General features: G+C 53.6%; 20 protein-coding genes. 13 read left to right on the top strand and 7 right to left on the bottom strand.

Annotation, left to right across the window (positions count from 1 at the left end; all coding sequences use genetic code 11):
- Positions 1-245 precede the first annotated feature (245 nt).
- Positions 246-1,922, bottom strand: coding sequence for a DNA repair protein RecN (gene recN, locus C4F51_RS17540; RefSeq protein ID WP_193912054.1), 1,677 nt, complete (start codon positions 1,920-1,922; stop codon positions 246-248).
- 232 nt (positions 1,923-2,154) lie between these two features.
- Between recN and grpE the strand changes: the two genes are divergently transcribed.
- The 10 genes from grpE to C4F51_RS17590 all read left to right on the top strand — a co-directional run bounded on the left by grpE (position 2,155) and on the right by C4F51_RS17590 (position 14,111).
- Entirely contained in the window at positions 2,155-2,739 is a 585-nt protein-coding gene (gene grpE, locus C4F51_RS17545) for a nucleotide exchange factor GrpE (protein WP_235992363.1), read from the top strand.
- 150 nt (positions 2,740-2,889) lie between these two features.
- Complete coding sequence (gene dnaK / locus C4F51_RS17550; protein WP_193912056.1) at positions 2,890-4,821, top strand: molecular chaperone DnaK; 1,932 nt, start codon at positions 2,890-2,892, stop codon at positions 4,819-4,821.
- 226 nt (positions 4,822-5,047) lie between these two features.
- Complete coding sequence (gene dnaJ / locus C4F51_RS17555) at positions 5,048-6,169, top strand: molecular chaperone DnaJ (protein ID WP_193912058.1); 1,122 nt, start codon at positions 5,048-5,050, stop codon at positions 6,167-6,169.
- A 105-nt stretch (positions 6,170-6,274) separates the two neighbouring features.
- Positions 6,275-7,084, top strand: coding sequence for a CPBP family intramembrane glutamic endopeptidase (locus tag C4F51_RS17560; RefSeq protein ID WP_328701416.1), 810 nt, complete (start codon positions 6,275-6,277; stop codon positions 7,082-7,084).
- Between the two features lie 40 nt (positions 7,085-7,124).
- Positions 7,125-7,727 (top strand): DUF1294 domain-containing protein, encoded by a 603-nt coding sequence (locus C4F51_RS17565; RefSeq protein ID WP_193912060.1) that lies wholly within the window; start codon positions 7,125-7,127, stop codon positions 7,725-7,727.
- Positions 7,728-7,902: 175 nt separating this feature from the next.
- Entirely contained in the window at positions 7,903-8,325 is a 423-nt protein-coding gene (locus C4F51_RS17570) for a hypothetical protein (protein WP_193912062.1), read from the top strand.
- A 307-nt stretch (positions 8,326-8,632) separates the two neighbouring features.
- The gene (locus C4F51_RS17575) at positions 8,633-9,688 is read left to right on the top strand and encodes a sugar phosphate isomerase/epimerase family protein (RefSeq protein ID WP_193912063.1); all 1,056 of its coding nucleotides are present in this window, start codon (positions 8,633-8,635) and stop codon (positions 9,686-9,688) included.
- Between the two features lie 19 nt (positions 9,689-9,707).
- On the top strand, positions 9,708-10,847 hold the full coding sequence (locus tag C4F51_RS17580; protein WP_193912065.1) for a Gfo/Idh/MocA family protein: 1,140 nt from the start codon (positions 9,708-9,710) through the stop codon (positions 10,845-10,847).
- A gap of 216 nt (positions 10,848-11,063) precedes the next feature.
- A complete protein-coding gene (locus C4F51_RS17585) occupies positions 11,064-12,281 on the top strand; it encodes a nucleoside permease (protein ID WP_193912067.1) in 1,218 nt (405 codons plus the stop codon).
- Positions 12,282-12,533: 252 nt separating this feature from the next.
- Positions 12,534-14,111, top strand: a complete 1,578-nt coding sequence (locus C4F51_RS17590; RefSeq protein WP_193912069.1) for an MFS transporter — start codon at positions 12,534-12,536, stop codon at positions 14,109-14,111.
- Positions 14,112-14,344: 233 nt separating this feature from the next.
- On the opposite strand, the gene C4F51_RS17595 is transcribed toward C4F51_RS17590, so the two are convergent.
- Positions 14,345-15,265, bottom strand: coding sequence for a LysR family transcriptional regulator (locus tag C4F51_RS17595; RefSeq protein ID WP_328701417.1), 921 nt, complete (start codon positions 15,263-15,265; stop codon positions 14,345-14,347).
- Between the two features lie 85 nt (positions 15,266-15,350).
- On the opposite strand from C4F51_RS17595, the gene C4F51_RS17600 reads away from it, so the two are divergent.
- From C4F51_RS17600 to C4F51_RS17610, 3 genes are read left to right on the top strand one after another with little or no spacing between them, the layout of a single operon-like run.
- On the top strand, positions 15,351-16,232 hold the full coding sequence (locus C4F51_RS17600; protein ID WP_193912071.1) for an MBL fold metallo-hydrolase: 882 nt from the start codon (positions 15,351-15,353) through the stop codon (positions 16,230-16,232).
- Positions 16,223-16,930 carry a DsbA family protein gene (locus tag C4F51_RS17605; protein WP_193912073.1) on the top strand — a complete coding sequence of 236 codons (708 nt, stop codon included), beginning with the start codon at positions 16,223-16,225 and terminating at the stop codon, positions 16,928-16,930. The genes C4F51_RS17600 and C4F51_RS17605 overlap by 10 nt, the downstream gene beginning before the upstream one ends.
- A gap of 46 nt (positions 16,931-16,976) precedes the next feature.
- Positions 16,977-17,375, top strand: a complete 399-nt coding sequence (locus C4F51_RS17610; RefSeq protein ID WP_193912075.1) for a YbaN family protein — start codon at positions 16,977-16,979, stop codon at positions 17,373-17,375.
- Positions 17,376-17,663: 288 nt separating this feature from the next.
- Here the strand turns inward: C4F51_RS17610 and yjfF are convergent, their stop codons facing one another.
- From yjfF to C4F51_RS17635, 5 genes are all read right to left on the bottom strand, one after another.
- The gene (gene yjfF / locus C4F51_RS17615) at positions 17,664-18,617 is read right to left on the bottom strand and encodes a galactofuranose ABC transporter, permease protein YjfF (protein ID WP_193912077.1); all 954 of its coding nucleotides are present in this window, start codon (positions 18,615-18,617) and stop codon (positions 17,664-17,666) included.
- Positions 18,610-19,620 carry an ABC transporter permease gene (locus C4F51_RS17620; protein ID WP_193912079.1) on the bottom strand — a complete coding sequence of 337 codons (1,011 nt, stop codon included), beginning with the start codon at positions 19,618-19,620 and terminating at the stop codon, positions 18,610-18,612. Before C4F51_RS17620 ends, yjfF begins: the two co-directional genes overlap by 8 nt.
- A gap of 23 nt (positions 19,621-19,643) precedes the next feature.
- Positions 19,644-21,146 (bottom strand): sugar ABC transporter ATP-binding protein, encoded by a 1,503-nt coding sequence (locus C4F51_RS17625; RefSeq protein WP_193912080.1) that lies wholly within the window; start codon positions 21,144-21,146, stop codon positions 19,644-19,646.
- A 121-nt stretch (positions 21,147-21,267) separates the two neighbouring features.
- Positions 21,268-22,212, bottom strand: coding sequence for an ABC transporter substrate-binding protein (locus tag C4F51_RS17630; RefSeq protein WP_193912082.1), 945 nt, complete (start codon positions 22,210-22,212; stop codon positions 21,268-21,270).
- Positions 22,213-22,316: 104 nt separating this feature from the next.
- Complete coding sequence (locus C4F51_RS17635; protein WP_193912085.1) at positions 22,317-23,087, bottom strand: SDR family NAD(P)-dependent oxidoreductase; 771 nt, start codon at positions 23,085-23,087, stop codon at positions 22,317-22,319.
- Positions 23,088-23,145 lie beyond the last annotated feature (58 nt).

A 23,145-nucleotide genomic window follows, 5' to 3' on the forward strand; every position in this document is an offset into this window, starting at 1 on the left:
GATCGCCTGAAAGACAAAGTGCGGCAAGCATAGCAGTCAACCCTGACAAGTGATGTCAGTGCATTCCACCTCGCGGAAATGAAAAAACACGGCTGACAAACCCTCTGCCGGCACAATACGAGCCTGGCGCCGGATGTTTGTTGCAAAACCGTCGAGTCACTCACCACGTTGCTGTGGCTCACCCTACGGACAGCTGCGCTGCCAACGAATCAGGAGCGTCCGGCTAGGCATCATTTGAGAAGAGATCAAGGGTTCATTGTCGGAGCCAGTATTTCACGCGCATGCGCCAGTGACTGTTCGGTGATATTTAAACCGCCAAGCATTCGGGCGATTTCTTCGATGCGCGCTTGCGAGGTTAAAGGAGTGAGTGTGGATTGCGCACGCTGTTTATTGGCGGTTTTGACGACCTGCAAATGATGATGGCCTTTGCTGGCAACCTGCGCCAGGTGGGTTACACAAATAACCTGACCCTTTTCGCCCAGCTGCCGCAACAAATTACCCACCACATCGCCGGTGGCACCGCCGATACCCACATCGACCTCATCAAACACCAGTGTCGGCGTCGCCGAGGTTTGTGCGGTGATGACCTGAATGGCGAGGCTGATACGGGACAATTCGCCGCCGGAGGCAACCTTACCCAGCGACCGGGGCGGTTGGCCGGGGTTGGTGCTGATCAGGAATTCGATATCTTCAAAACCATGGGCAGTGATTTTGTCTTTTTGTTCACTGAGACTGACGGTAAAGGCAGCGTTTTCCATGGCCAGCTGCTTGAGCTGGGCATTCACCGCTTTCGCCAGCTTGAGGGCTGTTTTCTGCCGCTTGGCCGACAGCTCGGTGGCTTGCTGGCGACAGACCTGCAAAGCGGCATCGCACTGCTCTTCCATCAGAGCAATATTGCCCTCGCCCTGCTGCAACTCGCTCAGTTCCGCCGCCAGGCGCTCCGCCAGCGCCGGTAATTCATTGGCATCAATACGGTGTTTGCGGGCCATGTCATAGAGTGCCGACAAGCGTTGTTCCACCTCAAACAAACGCTCCGGATCGGCATTGAAATGATCCAGATGATGATCAATTTCGTGTTGGGCTTCTTCTACCTGGATACGCGCGCTGGTCAGCAATTGCTCGGCTTCCTGCAACGCGTGGCTTTTTTCCGGCATATCGCGAAAGAGCTGCAGAGCGCGGTGCAGTGCCGTTAACAGCCCCTGCTCCTCATCGTTACACAAGGCCTGCAACTGATGGCTGTTGCGCAAAATATCATCGGCATTGGCGAGGCTGCGCTGTTCGCTTTCAAGGCGCTCTACCTCACCGGCCTGAATATCCAGCTGCTCCAGTTCATTGACCTGATAACTGAGTAACTGAAACTGCGCATCGCTCTCGGCGGTGCGCTGGCGCAAGCTGTCGAGCCGCTCCTGCAACTGATGCCACGCCCGCCAGGCCTGGCGTACCTGGCGCGCCAGGGGTTCATGGCCGCCAAATTCGTCCAGCAAACGGCGGTGAGTGTCCCGCTGTAGCAAGGATTGATGCTCATGCTGGCTGTGGATATCGATCAGCATGTCACCGAGGGCGCGCAGTTGTTGCAAGGTGGCGGGGCGGCCATTGATGTAACCGCGCGATTTGCCATCGCGACCCAGCACCCGGCGCAGCAAGCACTCGTCGGGATCTTCGGCTTGCAAGTCATGCTCGGCCAGCCACTGTCTGGCCGTTGGCTGGGCGGTGACATCAAAGCTGGCAGTGATATCGGCACGCTCGCTACCGGCGCGAATCCGGTCGGGGTCGGCGCGATCACCCAGGGTTTGGGCAAGCGCATCGAGCACGATGGATTTACCCGCACCTGTCTCGCCGGTAATGACCGTCATCCCGGTCTGCAAGTCCAGATCAAGATGCTCTACCAGCGTGAAGTTTTGGATCGTCAGATGCGTCAGCATAGCGGCCTCGGTGGCAAAATTTCTGTGTATTTATACAGTATTCATTTTCATCAGCAAAGTGGCCTGACACACGGAAAGAGAAAAAACTGCCGCTGCCTTGAATCACCATAAACCATCCCCATATAACCGGCACATTCTGTTTTCAGATGGGGTATGGCTCCGGCGCCTGCGCAACCCGCAAGGTGTCTGTCAGACCGGAGCGGTATTCCGCCAACTTATTAACTGACCCTTTATGACCGATTCAATGGAGGCCAACGTGGCAAACGAAGAATTTCAGGAAGCTTCCGCACAGGAAGCGGCAGAAAACGCAGCAACCGCGAACAACAGTTCCGATGTTGAAATCTCTATCGAGGCACTACAAGCCCAGCTGGCTGCACTGGCCGGTGAGCTGGTTTCCGCTAAAGAACAAGCCCTGCGCTCCCAGGCCGAGGCGCAAAATGCCCGTCGCCGTGCCGAGCAGGACGTAGAAAAAGCCCACAAATACAGCCTGGAAAAGATCATTAATGATCTGTTGCCGATCGTCGACAACCTGGAGCGTGCACTGGGCTCCATCGACACCGACAATGAAGCGCTGACCGCCACCGCCGAAGGTATCCAGCTCACCCTGAAATCCTTCACTGACGCGCTGGCGCGCCATCAGGTATTGGTAGTGAATCCGCAAGGTGAAGCCTTTGATCCGCAGTTCCACGAAGCGGTTTCTGCGGTGCCAAGCCCGGACGTAGCACCCAATACCGTTATCAATGTTTTCCAAAAAGGTTACACCCTGCACGGCCGTCTGGTGCGTCCGGCCATGGTGGTGGTCGCCAAAGGCGCCTGAGCCAGGCAAATTTTCGGCAGATGCCCTTGAAATCGCCGACATTGCGCCAATATAGCTATCAACTGTCGTAACCGGCCACTTGCCGCTGAACAGCAAACATTATTGATCAAGACTCGCCGAGGGCGAGTACAGAACATCTGGAGACATCAAATGGGTAAAATTATCGGTATCGACCTCGGCACCACCAACTCTTGCGTATCGGTGCTGGAAGGCGGCAAGCCACGTGTGATTGAAAATGCCGAGGGTGATCGCACTACCCCGTCTATTATCGCCTTCACCAACGATGACGAGATTCTGGTTGGCCAGAGCGCCAAGCGTCAGTCAGTCACCAACCCGCACAACACTCTGTATGCGGTCAAGCGTCTGATCGGCCGTAAGTTCAAAGACGATGTGGTACAAAAAGACATCTCCATGGTGCCTTACAAAATCGTTGCCGCCGATAACGGCGATGCATGGGTTGAAGTGAAAGGCGATAAAAAAGCACCGCCGCAAATTTCTGCCGAAGTGCTGAAAAAAATGAAGAAAACCGCCGAGGATTACCTGGGCGAGCCGGTTACCGAAGCGGTGATTACCGTTCCGGCCTACTTCAATGACTCCCAGCGTCAGGCCACCAAAGACGCCGGCCGCATTGCCGGTCTTGAAGTAAAACGTATCATCAACGAACCCACTGCTGCTGCGCTGGCCTACGGCCTCGACAAAGGCAAGGGCGACCACACCATCGCGGTATACGACCTGGGTGGCGGTACTTTCGATATCTCCATCATCGAAATTGCGGACGTCGATGGCGAGCACCAGTTTGAAGTACTGTCTACCAACGGTGACACCTTCCTCGGTGGTGAAGACTTTGACATGCGTCTGATCGAATTCCTGGCAGAGACCTTCAAGAAAGACAACGGCATTGACCTGCACAACGATCCGCTGGCCCTGCAGCGCCTGAAAGAAGCCGCTGAAAAAGCCAAGATTGAATTGTCTTCCAGCCAGCAAACCGAAGTGAATCTGCCGTACATCACGGCTGATGCGACCGGTCCAAAGCACCTTGTGGTAAAACTGACCCGCGCCAAGCTCGAGTCACTGGTTGAAGAACTGGTTACCCGTTCACTGGAGCCGCTCAGACAAGCACTGAAAGATTCCGGCAAATCACTGAGCGAAATCGATGACGTGATTCTGGTAGGCGGTCAAACCCGTATGCCGCTGGTACAAAAAGCGGTTGCCGATTTCTTCGGTAAAGAGCCACGTAAAGACGTTAACCCGGACGAAGCCGTAGCCATTGGTGCAGCAATTCAGGGCGCGGTACTGGCCGGTGACGTGAAAGACGTACTTTTGCTGGACGTAACCCCGCTGACCCTGGGTATCGAAACCATGGGTGGCGTGGCGACGCCGCTGATTGAGAAAAACACCACGATTCCAACCAAAAAATCGCAAGTGTTCTCAACCGCTGAAGACAACCAGACTGCAGTAACCATTCACGTGGTACAGGGCGAGCGCAAGCAAGCGGCACAGAACAAATCACTGGGTCGTTTTGACCTGGCTGATATTCCGCCGTCACAACGCGGTATGCCACAAATTGAAGTGACTTTCGACATCGACGCCAACGGTATTCTTAACGTAAGCGCGAAAGACAAAGCCACCGGTAAAGAGCAGTCCATCGTGATCAAGGCCTCCTCCGGTCTGTCTGACGATGAAATTGAAAAAATGGTAAAAGATGCGGAAGCCAACGCCGAAGCAGACCGCAAGTTTGCTGAAACCGTTGCCGCACGCAACACCCTGGAAGGGCTGATTCACGCCACGCAAAAAACCGTGAAAGAAGCGGGTGATAAAGCGACTGACGCCGAAAAAGCCGCCATCGACGCAGCGATTAAAGAAGCTGAAGACGTGGTGAAAGGCGAGGATCTGGAAAAAATCGAAGCAGCCACTACCAAGCTGACCGAAGCTTCCAGCTCACTGGCGCAAAAACTCTACGCCGAGCAGCAACAAGCTGGCGCAGCTGGAAATGCAGGCGGCAACGCCGGTGCTGACAGCAAGCCTGCCGATGACGGCGTGGTTGATGCCGAGTTTGAAGAAGTGAAAGACGACAAAAAATAAGGGCGAACCGCTGGCGATCAACCGGCGTTCTACCTTGAGCTGCACGATGAACACAATCCGGTAAGAGCGTTGGCTCCACGGGATTATGTCTTTCAGGTGGCTCCACTCAAATGCGGGCTGGTCCCGCATTTGTTGTGTTAAAACCCAACCCGTTCTGATCCTGTGCGGTGCAGGATAAACGCGGCGCCGACCAGGCGACGCAAACCCGACAGAAAGCGAAGACAGTATGGCAAAGCGTGACTACTACGAAATTCTCGGCGTCTCCAAAGACGTCTCGGCCGCCGACCTGAAAAAGGCCTACCGGCGTGTTGCGATGAAGTTTCACCCGGACCGCAACCCGGATGACAAATCTGCCGAAGAAAAATTCAAAGAGGCTAACGAAGCCTACGAAATTCTGTCTGACGAACAAAAACGTGCAGCTTACGATCAATACGGCCACGCCGGTGTCGATCAGCAAGCGGGCATGGGCGGCGGTGCCGGCTTCGGCAACTTCAGCGATATTTTCGGCGATGTGTTCGGTGATATTTTTGGCGGTGGCGGCGGTGGCGGCCGGGGTCGCGGCGGCCCAAGTCGCGGTGCCGATCTGCGTTACACCCTGGAAATGAGCCTTGAAGATGCGGTTAAAGGCAGCACCGTGCAAATCAAAGTACCCACACTGGTCTCCTGTAAAGTGTGCGACGGCTCCGGCGCCAAAGCAGGCAGCAAGCCGGTCACCTGTACCACGTGTGGCGGGCATGGCCAGGTGCGTATGCAACAGGGCTTTTTCTCGGTGCAGCAAACCTGCCCGACCTGTCGCGGTCGTGGCACCATTATTTCTGACCCGTGCAAATCCTGTCATGGCCAGGGTCGCGTAGAAGAAACCAAAACCCTGTCGGTTAAAGTACCGGCTGGCGTTGATACCGGTGATCGCATTCGTCTTAGCGGCGAAGGTGAAGGCGGTCTGGATGGCGGACCTTCGGGCGATCTGTATGTGCAGGTCAGCGTGCGCAAACACGACTTCTTCGAGCGTGATGGCGCCAATTTATATTGCGAAGTGCCCATTGATTTTGTCGATGCTGCACTCGGTGGCGAACTGGAAGTGCCGACGCTGGATGGCCGCGTCAAACTGAAAGTACCCTCGGAAACGCAAACCGGAAAATTGTTCAAGCTGCGCGGTAAAGGTGTTGCACCGGTACGCGGCGGCGGCGCTGGCGATCTGCTGGTGCGCGTGGTGGTGGAAACCCCGGTTAATCTTTCCAACAAACAGAAAGAATTGCTGCGCGAATTCCAAACGTCTACCAAGGGCGGAAAATATTCCCCCAAGCAATCCAACTGGTTTGAAGGGATGAAAAAATTCTTTAACGAGTAATGGATTGCTTTGCTACAAACCTTTGCTAAAAACAAATGGGCCGCTGCGTTGCAGCTGGCCCATTTTTTATAGGATCAAATCGACGGTGACAGAAGGGAAGGTTCAGTGACCAGTTCGTATACGCTGCCAAGCCTGGCTGTCGCCCCCCTGATACTGCTGGCGATCGCCCTCTGCGCAATAATTTTTGCCTTACCGCCGGGCATCACTGCCGCGCTGACAGCATTAACCGGCCTCACGCTGTTATATCGCAAGCCGTTGATAGCGCCCTGGCAAAAAACAATACTGTGGCTTTTGCTGGTGCCGCTAACGTTTTGGGTTGCCACCTGGCGGCCCGCCGGTTTTTCCTATCCGCTATTGTTGCAACTTCGTGATACGGCGGGCGATATGGTATTTTCGCTACACGCCAATATTGCCAAAGGGTTGGCCGGTTTTATTTTGCTGCTGTTGCTTTGGCCAAAAACCTACCCGTCTGATAACCGCACACCCGCCCGCTATTATTGGTTGTTATTCATTGTTGCGCCGCCCGCCATTCTCGCCGCGGGTGTGGCGCTATTGGATTTGCAATGGCAACCCAAACTGCTGCAACACATTGTCATTTTTGCCTTTGCCAATTTGTTTCTGACTTGCGTTGCCGAAGAGGTTTTTTTACGCCTATTGTTACAACAGCCTTTACTAAGAGTGGTGGCACAATGGACCGGCAAGCCCTGGCTGGGTGAAGCTCTGGCGGTGCTGTTACTCACCTTCATTTTTGTAGCAATTCATACCGGGCTATCCGGTGCTGCAATCCAGGTGTATGCGCTGGCCGGGTTTTGTTACGCATTAAGTTATAGTCTCAGCAAAAATATTTTAATGCCTGTTGCGCTGCATTTTTCTGTCAACCTCGGGCACTTTGCGCTGCTGACCTACCCTCTTTAATATTTTCACTTTATTGACAATTGAGCTCAGGAAATAACCTATGCGGATTCACGGAATATTGACCTCATGGAACGATGACAAAGGTTTTGGTTTTATTGAACACGCGCAGGGGAAATTTTTTGCGCATATCAGTCAGTTCCCCAAACACAGCCGCCGACCTGTTGCGGGCGATAAAGTCAGTTTTATTGCCGGAAAAGATCAGCAAGGCCGACCACAGGCACAACAGATTCAATTATCCGGTCAATGGTTACCTGCCAATAAATCCGGCAGAGCCTTATTGGCTGCGCTTGCTTTCATCACGTTGCTGGGTGCATTGGCGCTGGCTGGCTACATTCCCTGGCTGGTTCTCTATTGGTACGCGGGTATGAGCGCGCTGACTTACGGTGATTATGCGCTGGATAAAAGCGCCGCCCGACAAGGCCGCCGCCGCACACCGGAAAACCGTTTGCATCTGCTCGCTATCTCGGGTGGTTGGCCCGGAGCACTTTATGCACGGCAGGCGCTGCGCCATAAATCGGCGAAGACATCCTTCAGCGCTGTCTTTTATATAACCGTCATCGTTAATCTTGCCGCACTCGGTTACTGGCTCTACAGCAAGGACGCGCGACTTATGGAATGGCTAAGCCTTTTTATCAACCGCTGATAATTGCCAAATGCCGGGCGCATACTGCCTGGATGACTAAAAATGTGACGGGCAGCCCGGCTGCCCCTTGGCGGCTGCGGCCGGTTATGGCACATTGCCGCCTTGCCTGTCACTTTCCGCCTTTATCGGGTTGAAAGGGCGACTTTTATTAACGTCAGTCAAAACGATACCGATTATGTTAAGACCCCTTCTGCTCAGCGTTACCCTGTTATTTACTGCCCCGGCTTTTGCCAGCCTGGAAACCATGGGCACTGACTTCCGCACCATGCTGACCAATATCTACATTTTCGACGAGATGAAAAAGAAGTGTCCGGATGTAGCCATTCCCAAGCACGCGACGCGTCCGGTTATTGAGCAGCAGCTGCAACGGAAGCTGGGGATTGACAATTATCTGAATGCGATGCGCACTATCATGACTTCTGATCTCAAGAACAACGCGGTGGCCAGCTTTGAAAAGTTGTGGGCCTCGCTGGAGGGCTGCGAAGACCCGGGGCTTGATAGAGCCATTACTCGCATCATCAATGTGCACGAACAATCTTTCACCCGCTTTGAAAAAGAGCCGGGTTTGAAAGAAGTGCCGGTGCCCTTGCGCCGTTGATTGAGTCAGGCCGGCAGCGCAACTGCCGGCTTTTTTGTATCTGCCGCTATTAATGCTGTCGCAATAATTGCCGCGGTTGTTTTTTGAGCATTCCCGGCCACCATTCAGGCCTTTGATTTTCTTTGCGCAAGCTTACTGTTAACTTGTGTAAAACCGATGCAAAAGTCTGTAATCGATAACAATAAGATCGTCGCCCGTTAAAATTCTGCGTTAAGATTGCCGGCACTATGCACTGGCGACCGTGCAATTTCACAGATAAAAACACCACTCGGCAAACAATAACATTGATCCAAATCGGAGAATAACGATGAAGACCCTGAAAGGCCCTGCGCTGTTTCTGGCGCAATTTTGCAGTGACGAAGCACCCTTTAATTCTCTCGATTCCATCGCTGGATGGGCTGCCGGTCTCGGCTTCAAAGGCGTGCAAATCCCAACCTGGGACAGCCGCGTATTTGATCTTGAGCAGGCGGCCAACAGTGCAGAGTATTGCCAACAAATTACCGACACCCTGGCCAAACACGGCCTGGTGGTTACCGAACTGTCTACCCACCTGCAAGGTCAGCTGGTAGCCGTACACCCGGCTTACGACGAGATGTTCGACGGCTTTGCACCCGCCTCTGTGCATAAAAACCCCGAAGCCCGGCAGAAGTGGGCAGTAAACCAATTGTTGCTGGCCGCCAAGGCCAGTAAAAACCTCGGACTGAAAGCGCACGCGACCTTTTCCGGCTCGCTGTTGTGGCCTTTCCTTTACCCCTGGCCACAGCGCCCGGCTGGTCTGGTAGAAGCCGGTTTCCGCGAATTGGCCAGCCGCTGGTTGCCCATTCTCGATGCCTTTGACGCCGTTGGCGTTGACCTGTGCTACGAAATTCACCCGGGTGAAGACCTGCACGATGGCGCTACCTTTGAGCGCTTCCTGAAAGAGGTGAACAACCACCCGCGCTGTAACATCCTGTTTGACCCCAGCCACTTTGTGCTGCAACAACTCGACTACCTCGGCTTTATTGACCGTTACCGCGATCGCATCAAGATGTTCCACGTTAAAGACGCCGAGTTCAATTCCTCCCCGACTCAGGGCGTGTATGGCGGTTTTGAAAACTGGGTTGATCGCGCCGGTCGCTTCCGCTCGCTGGGTGATGGTCAGGTCGATTTCAAACAAATCTTCTCCAAACTCACCGCCTACGATTTTGACGGCTGGGCGGTTATCGAGTGGGAATGCTGCCTGAAACACCCGGAAGCCGGTGCTGCTGAAGGTGCCAAATTCGTTAAAGAGCACATCATCCGTGTTACCGAGAAAGCCTTCGATGACTTTGCCTCCGGTGGCACCGACGACGCTGCCAACCGCCGTATTCTCGGCCTGAAATAATTACCGTTAAGGAATGGATATGACTGCAGAAAGAATTCGTTACGGCATGGTGGGCGGTGGACGCGGTGCGTTTATCGGCGCCGTGCACCGCATCGCCGCACGTCTGGATGATCGCTACCAGCTGGTTGCTGGCGCCCTGTCTTCCAAGCCGGAACTGGCCAAGGCCTCGGCCGCTGACCTGCATATCGCCGAAGACCGCGCCTACGGTTCGTTTGAAGAAATGATCGCCGCTGAAAAACAGCGTCCCGATGGCATTCAGGCCATTGTGATTGTTACCCCCAACCATATGCATTTCCCGGTGGCCAAAGCCGCGCTGGAAGCCGGTCTCAACGTCATTTGTGACAAGCCGGTTACCCGCACCCTGGAAGAAGCACTGGAGCTGGAGCAGCTGGTGAAATCCAGCGGTTCTTTCTTTGGTCTGACCCATAACTACAGCGGCTACCCGCTGGTGCGTTTTGCCCGTGAACTGGTTGAGCAAGGCAAACTGGGCAAGATCCGCGTGGTTCAGGTGGAATACCCCCAGGAGTGGCTGACCGAAGCCGCTGATGCGGATAACAAGCAAGCCTCCTGGCGTACCGACCCGGCGCGCTCCGGCCTTGCCGGTTGTCTCGGTGACATTGGCACCCATGCTTATCAACTGGCCCGCTTTATCACCCAACTGCCGCTGGATGCGGTCAGCGCTGACCTCGCCAGTTTTGTGGAAGGTCGCCCGGTCGATGACAACGTGCACGTATTACTGCGTTTTGAAGGCGGTGCCAAAGGTATGTTGTGGAGCAGCCAGGTAGCACCGGGTTGTGAGAATGGTTTGCGCATTCGCGTGTTCGGCGAAAAGGCCAGCATCGAATGGGCGCAGGAAACCCCCAACGAATTGTGGTTCGGTGAGTTGAATCAGCCCCGTCAGCGCTTTACCCGTCGCGCTGACTGGCTGGGTGCTGCGGCTTCCGGTGTACGTACACCGGGCGGACACCCGGAAGGTTACCTCGAAGGTTTCGCCAATATCTATAAAGATATTGCCGACATCCTGGTAGCCCGTCAGCAAGGCGAAACCCACCAACTGACCAAATTGGTACCGGGTATTGAAACCGGCGTGGAAGGTATGAAATTTATTCAGGCGGTATTGAATTCGTCCAAAGCCGACAGCGCCTGGACCAAACTCTGATACCGGCTTGCCACTGATCAGCCAACCTGTCGCTGGTAATGTAGCGTTACCGGCGACAGGTTTGTTATGAGCAGTGAAATTTTCAACCTGTCAGACATTTCAATGCTACGCATTTCTGCGCGGCGACTTACGATCGGCAACAGGCAAGATTACCGCTGGCTGCTTTGACCCTTTGGTGTCAGCCACGGCTGACGTTTTACATAATGGGAAAACTCTATGAATCTCAATGTTCGATTGAAACTCTCTACGATGATGTTTCTCGAATTTTTTATCTGGGGCGCCTGGTTTGTCACCATGGGCACCTTTCTCGCCCAGGCATTCAGCGCTACCGGTGTGCAAACCGGCATGGCTTATAACACCCAGGCTTTCGGTGCGATTGTTGCGCCGTTTATTATTGGTTTGATTGCCGACCGTTATTTTGCCGCGCAAAAAATTCTCGGCGTACTGCATATTCTGGGCGGTGCGCTCTTGTGGTTTGCCGCCACCTCGGCCAGCTTTGAAGCGTTCTATCCCTATATTCTTATTTACATGCTGTTGTACATGCCGACGCTGGCGCTGGTTAATTCGGTAGCCTTCCGTCACCTGCCCGACCCGGCCGGTCAATTTGCGCAGATTCGCGTACTGGGTACTATCGGCTGGATTGTGGCCGGTCTGGTGATTGGTAACCTCGGCTGGGAATCGAAAAATACTCTGGCCTACACCTTCCAGATGGCCGCCGTTGCATCCATTTTGCTCGGCGTATTCAGTTTCTTTCTGCCGCACACCCCGCCGGTGGTGGACAGATCAGCCAAAGTCAGTGTGCGTGACATTCTCGGGCTGGACGCGCTGGCGCTGTTAAAAGACCGCCGCTATCTGATCTTTTTCATTGCCTCGATTCTGATTTGTATCCCGCTGGCGTTTTACTACCAGAATGCCAATCTGTTTATGAATGATGTTGGCGTTGCCAATGCCGCCACAAAAATGTCTTACGGCCAGGTGTCCGAGACATTGTTTATGCTGTTGCTGCCCATTTTTATTGTGCGCTTCGGTATCAAAGCAGCGTTGATTGCCGGTATGGCCGCCTGGGTGTTACGTTACGTTCTGTTTGCTTACGGCGATGCCGGTGACAAGGCGTGGATGTTGATTCTCGGTATTGTGCTGCACGGTATTTGCTATGACTTCTTTTTCGTTACCGGGCAAATCTATACCAATTACAAAGCCGGCGAAAAAATCAAAAGTTCTGCTCAGGGGCTGATCACACTCGCCACTTATGGTGTGGGTATGTTGATCGGTTTCAGCCTCGCCGGTGTTATTAGTGACGCCTACACTGTTGAAGGTGCTCGTAACTGGTTTACTATCTGGATTATTCCGGCAGGTATCGCACTGGCCGTATTGGTATTGTTTACGCTGACCTTCAAAAATGAAAAAGTCAGCCGTGAGAATCTCAAGCACTGACGTTTAACCGTTTTTAAAAAAGAAGGGCCACCGAAACATTCGGTCCGGTGGCCCGGTTTTATCGCCCGACTGTCTCATATTAAAAATAAACAGGACAACAACGTATGAACGCTTTAAACCTGCAACATCTTTTTAGTAATCTCGGCATTACCCTGAAAAAACAACCGGTACATGCCCGCTCTCCCTGAGACAGCCAGATTTTCGTTACCCCCGCAATTTCAATTGTTATAAAAATAAGTATGAGGTATTAACATGGCATCCAGCTCTATCAATATTGGCCCTGATGGCATCAACCGCAAAAAGTTATTTGCGGGCGCCTGTATGGCTTTGCTGCCTACAGCATTTGCTTTTGTAATCATCAGTAATATTCTCGGGCAACTCAAAGCCGAGTTCATTTTAACCAACGCCGACGTAGGTTATATCGGCGGCGCGGCGCTCTGGGGGATGGCCTTATCGCTGCTTTTCCTCGGCCCGTTGCTCGAACGTTTCGGTCTTAAAGTTGCGGCAGTTGGCGCGTTCATTTTCCACCTGATCGGCGTTACGCTATTTTTGGCCGCCGCCCCTTTTGCCGGCGAACCGATCGGTTTCTGGGTACTTCTCGCCGGTGCCATCGGCATGGGTATTGGTAACGGCCTGATTGAAGTGGCCGGTAACCCGCTCACTGCAGCGCTCTTCCCGGAAAACAAAACCACCAAGCTGAACCATTTCCACGCCTTCTTCCCGGGCGGTATGGTGCTGGGTGGTTTGCTGGGTTGGAGCATGGTGCAACTGGGCACACTCGGCCCGATTGCCATCGGCCACTGGACCATTCAGGTGGGTATGATTTATATCCCGATCCTGATTTACGGTGCCATGTTGCTGCCGGAAAAATTCCCCAAAACCGAACTGGCCGAAGCCGGCATTCCGATCCGTGAAATGTTCATTTACACCTTCACGCATCCGCTGGTGATCGCGCTGATTATCCTGAAGATGATCACCCTGTCATTGGAACTGGGCCCAATGCGCTGGATTTCTCCAGTGCTGGAATCAGCCGGTTTGCACGGTATGCTGGTGTTTGTCTGGATCACCGGTTTGATGTCGGTACTGCGCCTGTTTGCCGGCCCGGTGGTTGAGCGCCTGGCGCCTACCGGCATGCTGTTCTTCTCGGCCATCCTCACCGCTGCCGGTTTGATGATGTTCTCCATTTTTGAATCCGGTCTGGTGCCATTGATGTTTGCCGCTACCGTGTTTGCCTTTGGTGTGGCTTTCTTCTTCCCGACCATGGTGGGTTTGATGAGCGAACGTTTCCCGCGCTCCGGCTCGCTGGGCATCGTGTTGATGATTGGCGCCGGCATGGGTGCATCGGGCACGATTCAGGGCGTGATGGGCGGCATTGCCGACCGTAACTTGCCAGATGCGATGAATACCCAGCAAGTGGTTGTGGTACTTGAGCAGGTTGAGAACCGCTATCCGGGCTACATCAGCCAGGCAGCAGCTTTACCGGGTGAAGAAGCGCTCACCAATCTGGGTTATCAGGCACCGGATGCTACCAACGTGCTGAATCACACCGAAGCGGCACTGGCCTTCTACCGCAGTAACGGCACACTGGATGGCGGCCTGACCGGTAACGCTCTGCGTTCCATCTCTGCCGGTATTGTGCCGCAGGAATCTGCCCTGTCTGCTGAAGCCGCTGCGATTATTGCACCGGCCGATAACTACGGTGGCCGGGCGGCGTTCAAATGGATTGCCCCGATTGCCCTGATCGTGGCGCTGTTCTTTGCGCTGATGTACCTCTACGACCGCAAACGCGGTGGTTATCGCGCCGTGAAACTGACGGACAAAGCGCACTGATTACAGCTGACAAGCTGATATCCCTCTGCAAAAAAACCTTCGGTGGCTATGCCACCGAAGGTTTTTTTATACCACTTCCTTTCTCGCCCACAAGAAAACCTCTATCCGCACGTTGCGGTACACATCAATCCCCTTTCTCCGGCAACAACTACCAGGTTGGGCGACTCCACCAAACCCGATGCCGATCATTTGGAATGATGTGAAAATTTGATGACCAATTGGACACTGCCGCGTTAACGATCCGGCGATCTTGCCGCTTGTTCAAACCAGTCCGCGAGAAAGTCGATAAGCGCCCGCAACACCGGGCTCATTTGCCGCCGGGATTGGAAAACCGCGTGTATGCCCATGCGCTGTGGCTGGTGATCCGCCAGTAAGGCCACCAGTTTGCCTGCCGCCAGTAAATGCCGCACCGCATATAAAGGCTGCTGGGTTACACCGCCACCTTGCACCGCTGCAGCCAGTAAAACATGTGATTCGTTGGCGCTGAGGTTTCCTGTTACCGGCACGCTGAAGGGTTCACCCGCAACATGGGTAAAGGTCCATAAACTGCTACCAAACCAGGAATAGGTCAGGCAATTGTGCTCGGCCAGATCTTCAGGGCGCAGCGGTGTTCCTCGCCGGGCAAGATACGCCGGTGCGGCACAAACCACCGAGGGGCACTCGCCCAGTTGGCGGGCAATAAGATTGGGGTCGAGGTTGTTGCTGATGCGCACCGCAAGGTCGATACGCTCCTCCACCAGATTGACCGCGCGGGAATCGATGTGCAGGTCAATCCCGGCCAAAGGGTGCTGTCGTAAAAACTCCACCACTGCGGGCGCAAGTACTTCCTGGGCGAGGGATTGCGCACAAGCCAGCCGCACCAGCCCCTGCACGGGGGCGGTGTGCGGGCTGACCACCTCGGGTACCTCTTCAGCCACCGCCAGCAATTGGCGACACCGTGTCAGGGTTTGTTCACCCGCATGGGTGAGACTGAGTCGTCGGGTAGTCCGGTGTAACAAACGGGCACCGGCCCATTGTTCCATCTCGGCGAGGTAGCGGGTCACCATCGCCCGCGACATACCCAGCGACCCGGCAGCCGCGGCCAGGCTACCGCCCTCAACAATCCGGATGAAAACAGCAGCAGCGGTAATGCGGTCCATATTCGCTCGATTCATGCAATAAATCATTGCATTTTAGGTGGTTTTTCGACCGATTCAAGCAATATACCATGGCGTTTTCACTGACAAAGGTTATCGCAACATGGTCAAATCCTTCATTCGCCGTTTATTGATAGCGGGCGCCAGTCTGGTTTCTGTGACCTCGCTGGCGGCCGAGCCGCTAACACTCGACACTTACAACCCCGGTGCTGCAGCAATTTTTCCGGTGTCTTCTACGCTGGTGATTGGCACCAGTGAAGTGCTGTTAATTGATGCGCAATTCCAACGCAATGATGCCCGGGCACTGGTAGAAAAAATTCGCGCTACCGGTAAACCCTTAACCACGGTTTACATCAGCCACAGCGATCCGGATTTCTATTTCGGGCTTGATGTAGTGCAAGCCGCTTTCCCGGATGCCCGCATTCTGGCAACCGCCGAAACCGTGGCGGCCATCAAGGCCAAACGGGATAGAAAACTGGCACATTGGGGCCCGATTCTGCAAGACAACGCCCCCCAATCATTGGTATTGCCAGAGGCGCTGACAGAACCCCGCTTGCATATCGATGGCCATGTGCTGGAGATCACCGGCCCTGAAGCACAACGCAGCTTTGTCTGGATCCCGGCCTTGAAAACCGTTGTCGGTGGCATTCCGGTAATGGCCAATATTCATGTGTGGGTCGCCGATACCGCCACGGCAGACAAACGTCAACAGTGGTATAAAACCCTCGATGCCATTGAATCACTGGCGCCACAGCGGGTTATTCCCGGTCATTTTCTGTTGAACAAAGACGGCTCAACACCGGACAACCTGCAAGCGGTCGCCTTTACTCGCCAGTACCTGCAGCTTTTTGATAAAGAAGCGGCAGCGGCCGAAAACGCCGAAGCACTGATTAAGGCGATGCAAAAACATTACCCTGAACTCGGGGAAGAAGCGTCGCTGGAGCTAAGCGCAAAAGTTATTAAAGGGGAATTGCAATGGCACTAACCCCTACGCCGGCAATACTGCATTACATTTTTGACCCGCTGTGCGGCTGGTGCTATGCCGCCGCACCGCTGGTCACGGCAGCAAGTGCAATACCGCAGCTCAGTTTGCAGTTACACGCCGGTGGTATGTTAACCGGGCAGAATCGCAAAGCGATTACGCCCGCCTGGCGCGACTACGTGATCCCCCATGACCAGCGCATTCGCGAGCTGAGCGGCCAACCATTCGGCACTGCCTATTTTGACGGATTGCTGCGGGATAACAGCGCGGTGATGGATTCCGAGCCGCCGACTATTGCCATATTGGCCGCTGAAACGTTGGCGCAGCGTGGTGTGGAAATGTTACACCGGGTACAACAGGCACACTATGTTGAGGGGCAACGCGTCGCCGATCAGGCGGTGTTGTGGCAACTCGCTGGCGAAATCGGGCTGGATGTCAGCACCTTTACGCATCATTATCAGCAGCTGGCCGGCAATGCCGTTCAGTTGCATATCAAGGCGAGTCGCGACCTGCTCGGCAAAGTGGGCGGACGCGGCTTTCCAACGTTTGTATTGCAGATCAATGACAGGCTGAGGATACTCGATAGCAGCCGGTTTACCGGCAAGCCGGATGCCTGGCGAGAACACCTGCAGGCATGGCTGACAACAGAAATAGCCTCGACGGATCAGATACTTAACGCAACCGCCGAGAAGAGGAGCTAATATTGTTGCTGATCACCAGCTGGACGGAGTGCCCAACGCAGAAGTTATGAAGACGCTGATTCGCTATTTGTTGATGGCCTTCGCGGGTTTGTGTGTAATGCTGGGAGTCATCGGTATTTTTGTACCGGGGCTGCCCACCACGGTGTTTATTTTAATGGCCGGTTGGGCTGCCGCGCGCAGCTCGCCGCGTTTTCTTGCCTGGCTGGAAAACCATCGTTTGTTCGGCCCCATGTTACGCAATTGGCGGGAAACCCGCAGCGTCAGCCGCAAAGCCAAATGGTGTGCCGCCATCACAATGACGATCAGCGCCGTCATTCTTTTTATCGTACAACCCTTTCCCTGGCTGGCAGAAGGCGTAACGCTTTTTATGGCGCTGGTGCTTATCTGGTTGTGGCGCCGTCCCGAACCGACAGCCCCCTCCCCCGCTCCGCAAAGACAAGCCTGAAGAAAACTCATATGCATAAAGCCGGAAATTTCTCTCCGGCCAAGTTGAGAATAAAGCGTCTTATTTCCCAAGGCGAGACGTCAACCCCAGTCTGTCAGTTTGGCATTAGAGTGTTTGTTCCAAAAACGCATAAATACACTCCCTGTAGCTCTGACGAGTCATCCCTGACTCGACAGTTTTGGAACAAACACTCTAATGCCAAACTTGCATTGTGCCACTCCGAAGTCTGTAAGCTGCCTGACAGGAGATGTCCCTCCCGCTTTGTAAGCTCAGGATAAATACTGGGAATTAATGCCTGGTTCTCGACATCACTCGCTGCAAGGCGATAAAAGCAAACAACAACAAACCGATAACAATTTTTGTCCACCAACTGCTCAGCGTGCCTTCAAATGAAATATAAGTTTGTACAACGCCCATAATCAGCACGCCGATCAAAGTTCCTGCAACATAACCGTAACCACCGGTCAGCAAGGTTCCGCCAATTACCACCGCCGCAATCGCATCCAGCTCAACACCCACTGCCGCCAGGGAATAGCCAGAGAAGGTGTAAAAGGAATAAACGATACCGGCAAGTGCAGCGAGAAACGAACTCAATGCATAAATACGAATGGTGGTTTGTGCCTGGGGGATGCCCATCAAACCGGCCGAGTTGGGGTCGCCGCCCATAGCGTACACACGCACCCCAAAACGGGTGAAGTGAGCCAGCACAATTGCCGCGATCAATACCGCGATACAAATTAACGTTGATGACCCCACCCAGGCATCACCCGGCAACATAAAACCGAAACTGGCAACCTCGTTATAAAACTCATGATCAATCGGCAAAGACTCTTCACTGATAACACTCGCCAGACCGCGCGCCAGAAACATACCGGCAAGCGTAACGATGAACGGCTGCAATCGGTAGTAATGAATCAGTGCTCCCATGGTGGCACCGAACAAGGTGCCCAAGAGCAATACCACCGGGAACACCAGCAGTGGATGCCATCCGTATTGTGTAATCAGCACGCTGGCGATAACACCGGTTAACGCAATTACCGCGCCCACCGACAAGTCAATGCCGCCGGAAATAATCACGAAGGTCATACCGATAGCGGCAATAATCAAAAAGGCATTGTCACTGAGCAGGTTGAAAAAAACCCGAGAAGAACCAAAACCTTCAAATTGCGCGGCACCGATACCAAACAATAAAAAGAATAAACAGCAGGTAACAATGAGCGGAATAAATTTACGATTAACCATGACGCTTTCTCCAGAACATTAACCCGGAAAGCTGCTGCTGGAAGCGCGGGGATTGCAGTAACAAAATAATAATGATGGCCGAAGCTTTGATGAGCAAATTGTACTTGGGCGGAATGCCGCTCATGATAATCGTCACCAGCAGCGATTGAATAATTAGCGCGCCAATCACCGACAGGAATAGCGAGAAACGCCCGCCCATCAACGATGCACCGCCAATCACTACCGCGAGAATTGCATCCAGCTCCAGCCACAAGCCGGCGTTGTTGGCATCGGAACCTTTAATATCAGCGGCGGCAATCATACCCGCCAGCGCCGCACATAAACCGGCAATCGCATAAACACTGAATTTAATCGCACGGGCATTGATACCCAGGTAATGACTGGCAGACGCGTTGGCACCCACCGATTCAATATATAAACCCAGCGCGGTGCGACGCATCAATAATTGCACGGCAATAAAAGTGATGATGACCAGAATAATGGGAAACGGCAAACCGAGAAAATAACCGCTGCCGAGAAAGGCAAAGCTGTCGTGATTAAAGGTTACAATTTGTCCGGAGTTGATCAGCTGTGCAATACCGCGGCCGGCCACCATAAGAATAAGCGTCGCGACGATCGGCTGAATACCGAGGTAGCCTACCAGCGCGCCGTTAATCATACCGCCGATCAAACCGGCCAATAAACCACCACCAATAATCAACGGCAAACTTTCAACACCGGCAGCAATTAAACCGGCGGCAACGGCGCCGGCAATGGCCATAATGGAGCCCACCGACAAATCCACCCCACCGGTTGCTATCACCAGCGTCATACCAATCGCCAACAAGGCCACCGGTGCCGCACGCAGCATCACATCAATCAAACTGCCGTATACGCGGCCATCTTTGATTTCCAGATGAAAAAATTCCGGCGAAATAATCAGGTTGATGGAAAGCAGTAACAATAAACCGACAATGGGCCACACATAGCGCCAGCTTGCCGGATTGGATAATAGTGTTTTCATAATCTGTCTCGTCACAAAACCGGTCAGGCGGAAGCGATTGCTTGCATGATGCGCTGCGGATGAATATCGTCGCCGTGCAATTCGGCCACTTTGCGGTGATCACGCAGCACCACCACTTTATTACTGAAAGCAACCAACTCTTCCAGCTCGGAAGAAGCCACCACCAGCGATAAGCCTTGCGCGCATAGTTGGCGAATCAAACGGATAATTTCCGCGTGCGCACCAATGTCGATGCCACGCGTCGGCTCGTCGAGAATAAGCAGGGAAGGATTGGCGGCCAGCCAGCGGCCGAGAATAACTTTTTGCTGATTGCCACCGCTGAGTTGCTCAATCGGTTTTTCGATATCCGAGGTGGCGATCGATAAATCTTTCACCGCTTTTTCAGCCATGGCGACCTGCTGCGCATGGGGAATATATCGCCACCAGCCCTGCTTGATTTGCTGCGCCAGCATAATATTTTCACGAATCGACAAGGGGCCAAGAATGCCATCGTGTTTGCGGTCTTCCGGGCATAAACCAATGCCGAGCAACATCGCATCTTTGGGGGATTTCAAATGAACCACTTTGCCGTTGAAGGTGATGGTGCCGCTTTGCGCTTTATCAACGCCGAAAATCAACCGGCATAATTCGGTGCGACCCGAGCCGAGCAAACCGGCCAGCCCCACGACCTCGCCTTTCGCCACGCTAAGATGAACCGGTTCCAGCGAGCCGGGTTTGCCAACGCCATCCAGCGTCAAGGCAATGTCGCGCTGCTGACGATCCAATTCGGCCGGTTTATGCTGGCCCAATGCTGCCAGTTCCTTGCCAAGCATATGCCCGACCAGTTGCTGGCGCGTCAGCGTTGCGGCTTCAAATTCACCCACCAGTTCGGCATTGCGCAAGATCGTAATGCGATCGCAAACCGCGTACACCTGGTCGAGAAAATGGGTAACAAATACAATGCCGATACCACGCTCGCGCAAACTGCGCATAATGCGAAAAAGGGATTGCACTTCATCAGCATCCAGGCTGGCGGTAGGCTCGTCGAGAATTAATACTTTAGCGGAGATGTCCACGCCACGGGCAATTGCAATCAGCTGCTGCACAGCGATGGAGTAGCTCGACAGCGGCTGGGTGACATCAATATCCAGCTCGTAATCACGCAACAGGTCTTCGGCTTTCCGGTTGGCCGTGGCCCAATCAATAAAGCCCCAGCGTTTGGGTTCACGGCCCAAATAAATATTTTGCGCAACCGTCAGATTCGGCAGCAGGTTAACTTCCTGATACACAGTGCTGATGCCCAGCGCCTGGGCATCACCGGTGTTGGTCGGAAAAATTTCCTGACCGTCGAGGCGAATACTGCCGCCATCGCGACGATAAACACCGGTCATTACTTTAATCAGGGTGGATTTTCCGGCACCATTTTCTCCCAGCAGCGCGTGAATTTCTCCGGCGCGCAAACTGAAATCAACACCTTTGAGCGCATGCACGCCCGGGAATTTTTTGTGGATGCCCTGCAATTGCAAAACAGGATTGGAATGGGACATAAGTTCGTCTTTTTATGTAATTGCCCGGCGTACCAGGCACAGCCCTACCGCGTTATTACGCGAGCGGTGAGTGACGAAATCACCGCCCGCGCAACAACATGACGTTAAACATGCAATCAAATTATTTGGCCTGACGGGCAGCCAATTCCTGCGCAGCGTTTTCGCTGGTGTAAACCGCACCACCCATACGAATCCATTTATCAAATTCTTTTTTACCCTTGCGGTGTTCTTCAATCACGTCAAACGCCGGGCCACCAAGGTGCGGACTTAATTCAACGGATACGTTGATGCTGCCATCGGCAATGGCTTTCAAGGCATCGTCTACCGCATCGACAGAAACCACCAGAATATCTTCCCCGGGTTTTAAACCGGCTTCGCGAATGGCCTGAATAGCACCGAGCGCCATTTCATCGTTGTGCGACCAGAGTGCACACACATTTTTGCCACCGCCTTCGGCTTTCAACAAACTTTCCATCACTTCCTTGCCTTTGGCACGGGTGAATTCAGCGGTCTGGCTGCGCACAATTTTTACGCCGGGGTTTTGTTTCAGTACATCGTTAAAGCCTTTCATACGGCCAATCGCGGCGCTGGAACCTACGGTGCCCTGCAACTCCAGGACATTGCACTGCCCTTCGGTTTTTTCGACCAGCCAGTTAGCGGCTTTTTGACCTTCCAGTTCAAAGTCGGGCGCGATGCGGGTGAGGTATAAGGATTGGTCGGAAACCGACACATTGCGATCAACAATGACCACCGGAATACGAGCGCGTTTGGCTTCCATCAATACCGGCTGCCAACCGGTTTCTACCACCGGGGCAATCACAATGGCATCAACACGCTGGGCAATAAAACTGCGCACCGCTTTAATCTGGTTTTCCTGCTTTTGCTGCGCGTCGGAAAATTTCAGGGTGATGCCGCGTTTTTCTGCCTCGGCTTTTACCGATTCGGAAAAGCTGGTACGCCAGCCACTTTCGGAACCCACCTGGGAAAAGCCGACGGTGATAGCCTGTGCGCTGAGACTGCCGGCCAGTAACGTAGTAGCAACCAGTGTGCTGAGAATTTTTTTCATCGTTATGTCCTCGTTGATAGCATGATCGAAATTTTTTATTCGCTATTCTGATCCGCACAGCAACCGGCGTTGCTATACGTTGAAAATACTATGACTGCCCACGCTTAAATCCAGCCGCCGTCCACAATAAAATGTTGCGCGGTACAAAGACGGCTGTCATCCGATGCCAGAAACAAGGCCATTGCGCTGATGTCTTCCGGCATCACGGATTTTTTCAGACACTGATTATCAAGAATCGTGGCTGCACTTTTATCATTGGCCAGCATCGCCAGCTGTCGTTCGGTCATGACCCAGCCTGGCACCAGCGTATTAACGCGAATATTATCGCCGCCCATGTCACGCGCCAGACCGCGCGTCAGCCCTTCAATGGCTGCCTTGGAGCTGGTGTAGCCCGGCATGCCGCCCTGGGTTGCGTACCAGCTCATGGAGCCCAAATTAATGATTGAGCCACCACCCAAATGTTGCATGTGCGGATAAACCGCCTGCGCCGCAAAAAAATGATGGCGCAAATTGACCGCCAGTCGCTCGTCCCAATAATCCACCGTGACGGTGCGAAAATCGTGGCGGGTATCGTTAGCGGCGTTGTTGATCAACACACTGACAGGCCCGGAAGTTTTACGCACTTTTTCAATGGTTTCCTGCAACAGCGGAATATTCAGCAGGTTGCAATGATAAAAAACCGGAGCGGTACAATTTTCTATTTGGCTTAGCGATCTCACCAGTTTTTCGGCGGCAGCATCGCGGATATCAATAAACGAAACCCTGGCCTGCTGCCGGCAAAACGCTTCTACCAGATTGGCACCTATTCCGGACGCGCCGCCGGTAATCAACACGGTTTTTCCCAACAAACTGGGATAGCGGTTACTAATGTTCATAGCAAGGTGGCTCTTATATTTATAAGTTTCTTAATCGCAGCCGACCATGAAAGTGTGA

The sequence above is a fragment of the Cellvibrio polysaccharolyticus genome (genome assembly GCF_015182315.1).
Classification (GTDB): Bacteria; Pseudomonadota; Gammaproteobacteria; order Pseudomonadales; family Cellvibrionaceae; genus Cellvibrio; species Cellvibrio polysaccharolyticus.

Bases quoted from the DNA above. Each gene is read 5' to 3' on its own strand.
- recN (WP_193912054.1), bottom strand. From the start codon at position 1,922: ATGCTGACGCATCTGACGATCCAAAACTTCACGCTGGTAGAGCATCTT.
- grpE (WP_235992363.1), top strand. From the start codon at position 2,155: ATGACCGATTCAATGGAGGCCAACGTGGCAAACGAAGAATTTCAGGAA.
- dnaK (WP_193912056.1), top strand. From the start codon at position 2,890: ATGGGTAAAATTATCGGTATCGACCTCGGCACCACCAACTCTTGCGTA.
- dnaJ (WP_193912058.1), top strand. From the start codon at position 5,048: ATGGCAAAGCGTGACTACTACGAAATTCTCGGCGTCTCCAAAGACGTC.
- C4F51_RS17565 (WP_193912060.1), top strand. From the start codon at position 7,125: ATGCGGATTCACGGAATATTGACCTCATGGAACGATGACAAAGGTTTT.
- C4F51_RS17570 (WP_193912062.1), top strand. From the start codon at position 7,903: ATGTTAAGACCCCTTCTGCTCAGCGTTACCCTGTTATTTACTGCCCCG.
- C4F51_RS17575 (WP_193912063.1), top strand. From the start codon at position 8,633: ATGAAGACCCTGAAAGGCCCTGCGCTGTTTCTGGCGCAATTTTGCAGT.
- C4F51_RS17580 (WP_193912065.1), top strand. From the start codon at position 9,708: ATGACTGCAGAAAGAATTCGTTACGGCATGGTGGGCGGTGGACGCGGT.
- C4F51_RS17585 (WP_193912067.1), top strand. From the start codon at position 11,064: ATGAATCTCAATGTTCGATTGAAACTCTCTACGATGATGTTTCTCGAA.
- C4F51_RS17590 (WP_193912069.1), top strand. From the start codon at position 12,534: ATGGCATCCAGCTCTATCAATATTGGCCCTGATGGCATCAACCGCAAA.
- C4F51_RS17595 (WP_328701417.1), bottom strand. From the start codon at position 15,265: ATGAATCGAGCGAATATGGACCGCATTACCGCTGCTGCTGTTTTCATC.
- C4F51_RS17600 (WP_193912071.1), top strand. From the start codon at position 15,351: ATGGTCAAATCCTTCATTCGCCGTTTATTGATAGCGGGCGCCAGTCTG.
- C4F51_RS17605 (WP_193912073.1), top strand. From the start codon at position 16,223: ATGGCACTAACCCCTACGCCGGCAATACTGCATTACATTTTTGACCCG.
- C4F51_RS17610 (WP_193912075.1), top strand. From the start codon at position 16,977: ATGAAGACGCTGATTCGCTATTTGTTGATGGCCTTCGCGGGTTTGTGT.
- yjfF (WP_193912077.1), bottom strand. From the start codon at position 18,617: ATGGTTAATCGTAAATTTATTCCGCTCATTGTTACCTGCTGTTTATTC.
- C4F51_RS17620 (WP_193912079.1), bottom strand. From the start codon at position 19,620: ATGAAAACACTATTATCCAATCCGGCAAGCTGGCGCTATGTGTGGCCC.
- C4F51_RS17625 (WP_193912080.1), bottom strand. From the start codon at position 21,146: ATGTCCCATTCCAATCCTGTTTTGCAATTGCAGGGCATCCACAAAAAA.
- C4F51_RS17630 (WP_193912082.1), bottom strand. From the start codon at position 22,212: ATGAAAAAAATTCTCAGCACACTGGTTGCTACTACGTTACTGGCCGGC.
- C4F51_RS17635 (WP_193912085.1), bottom strand. From the start codon at position 23,087: ATGAACATTAGTAACCGCTATCCCAGTTTGTTGGGAAAAACCGTGTTG.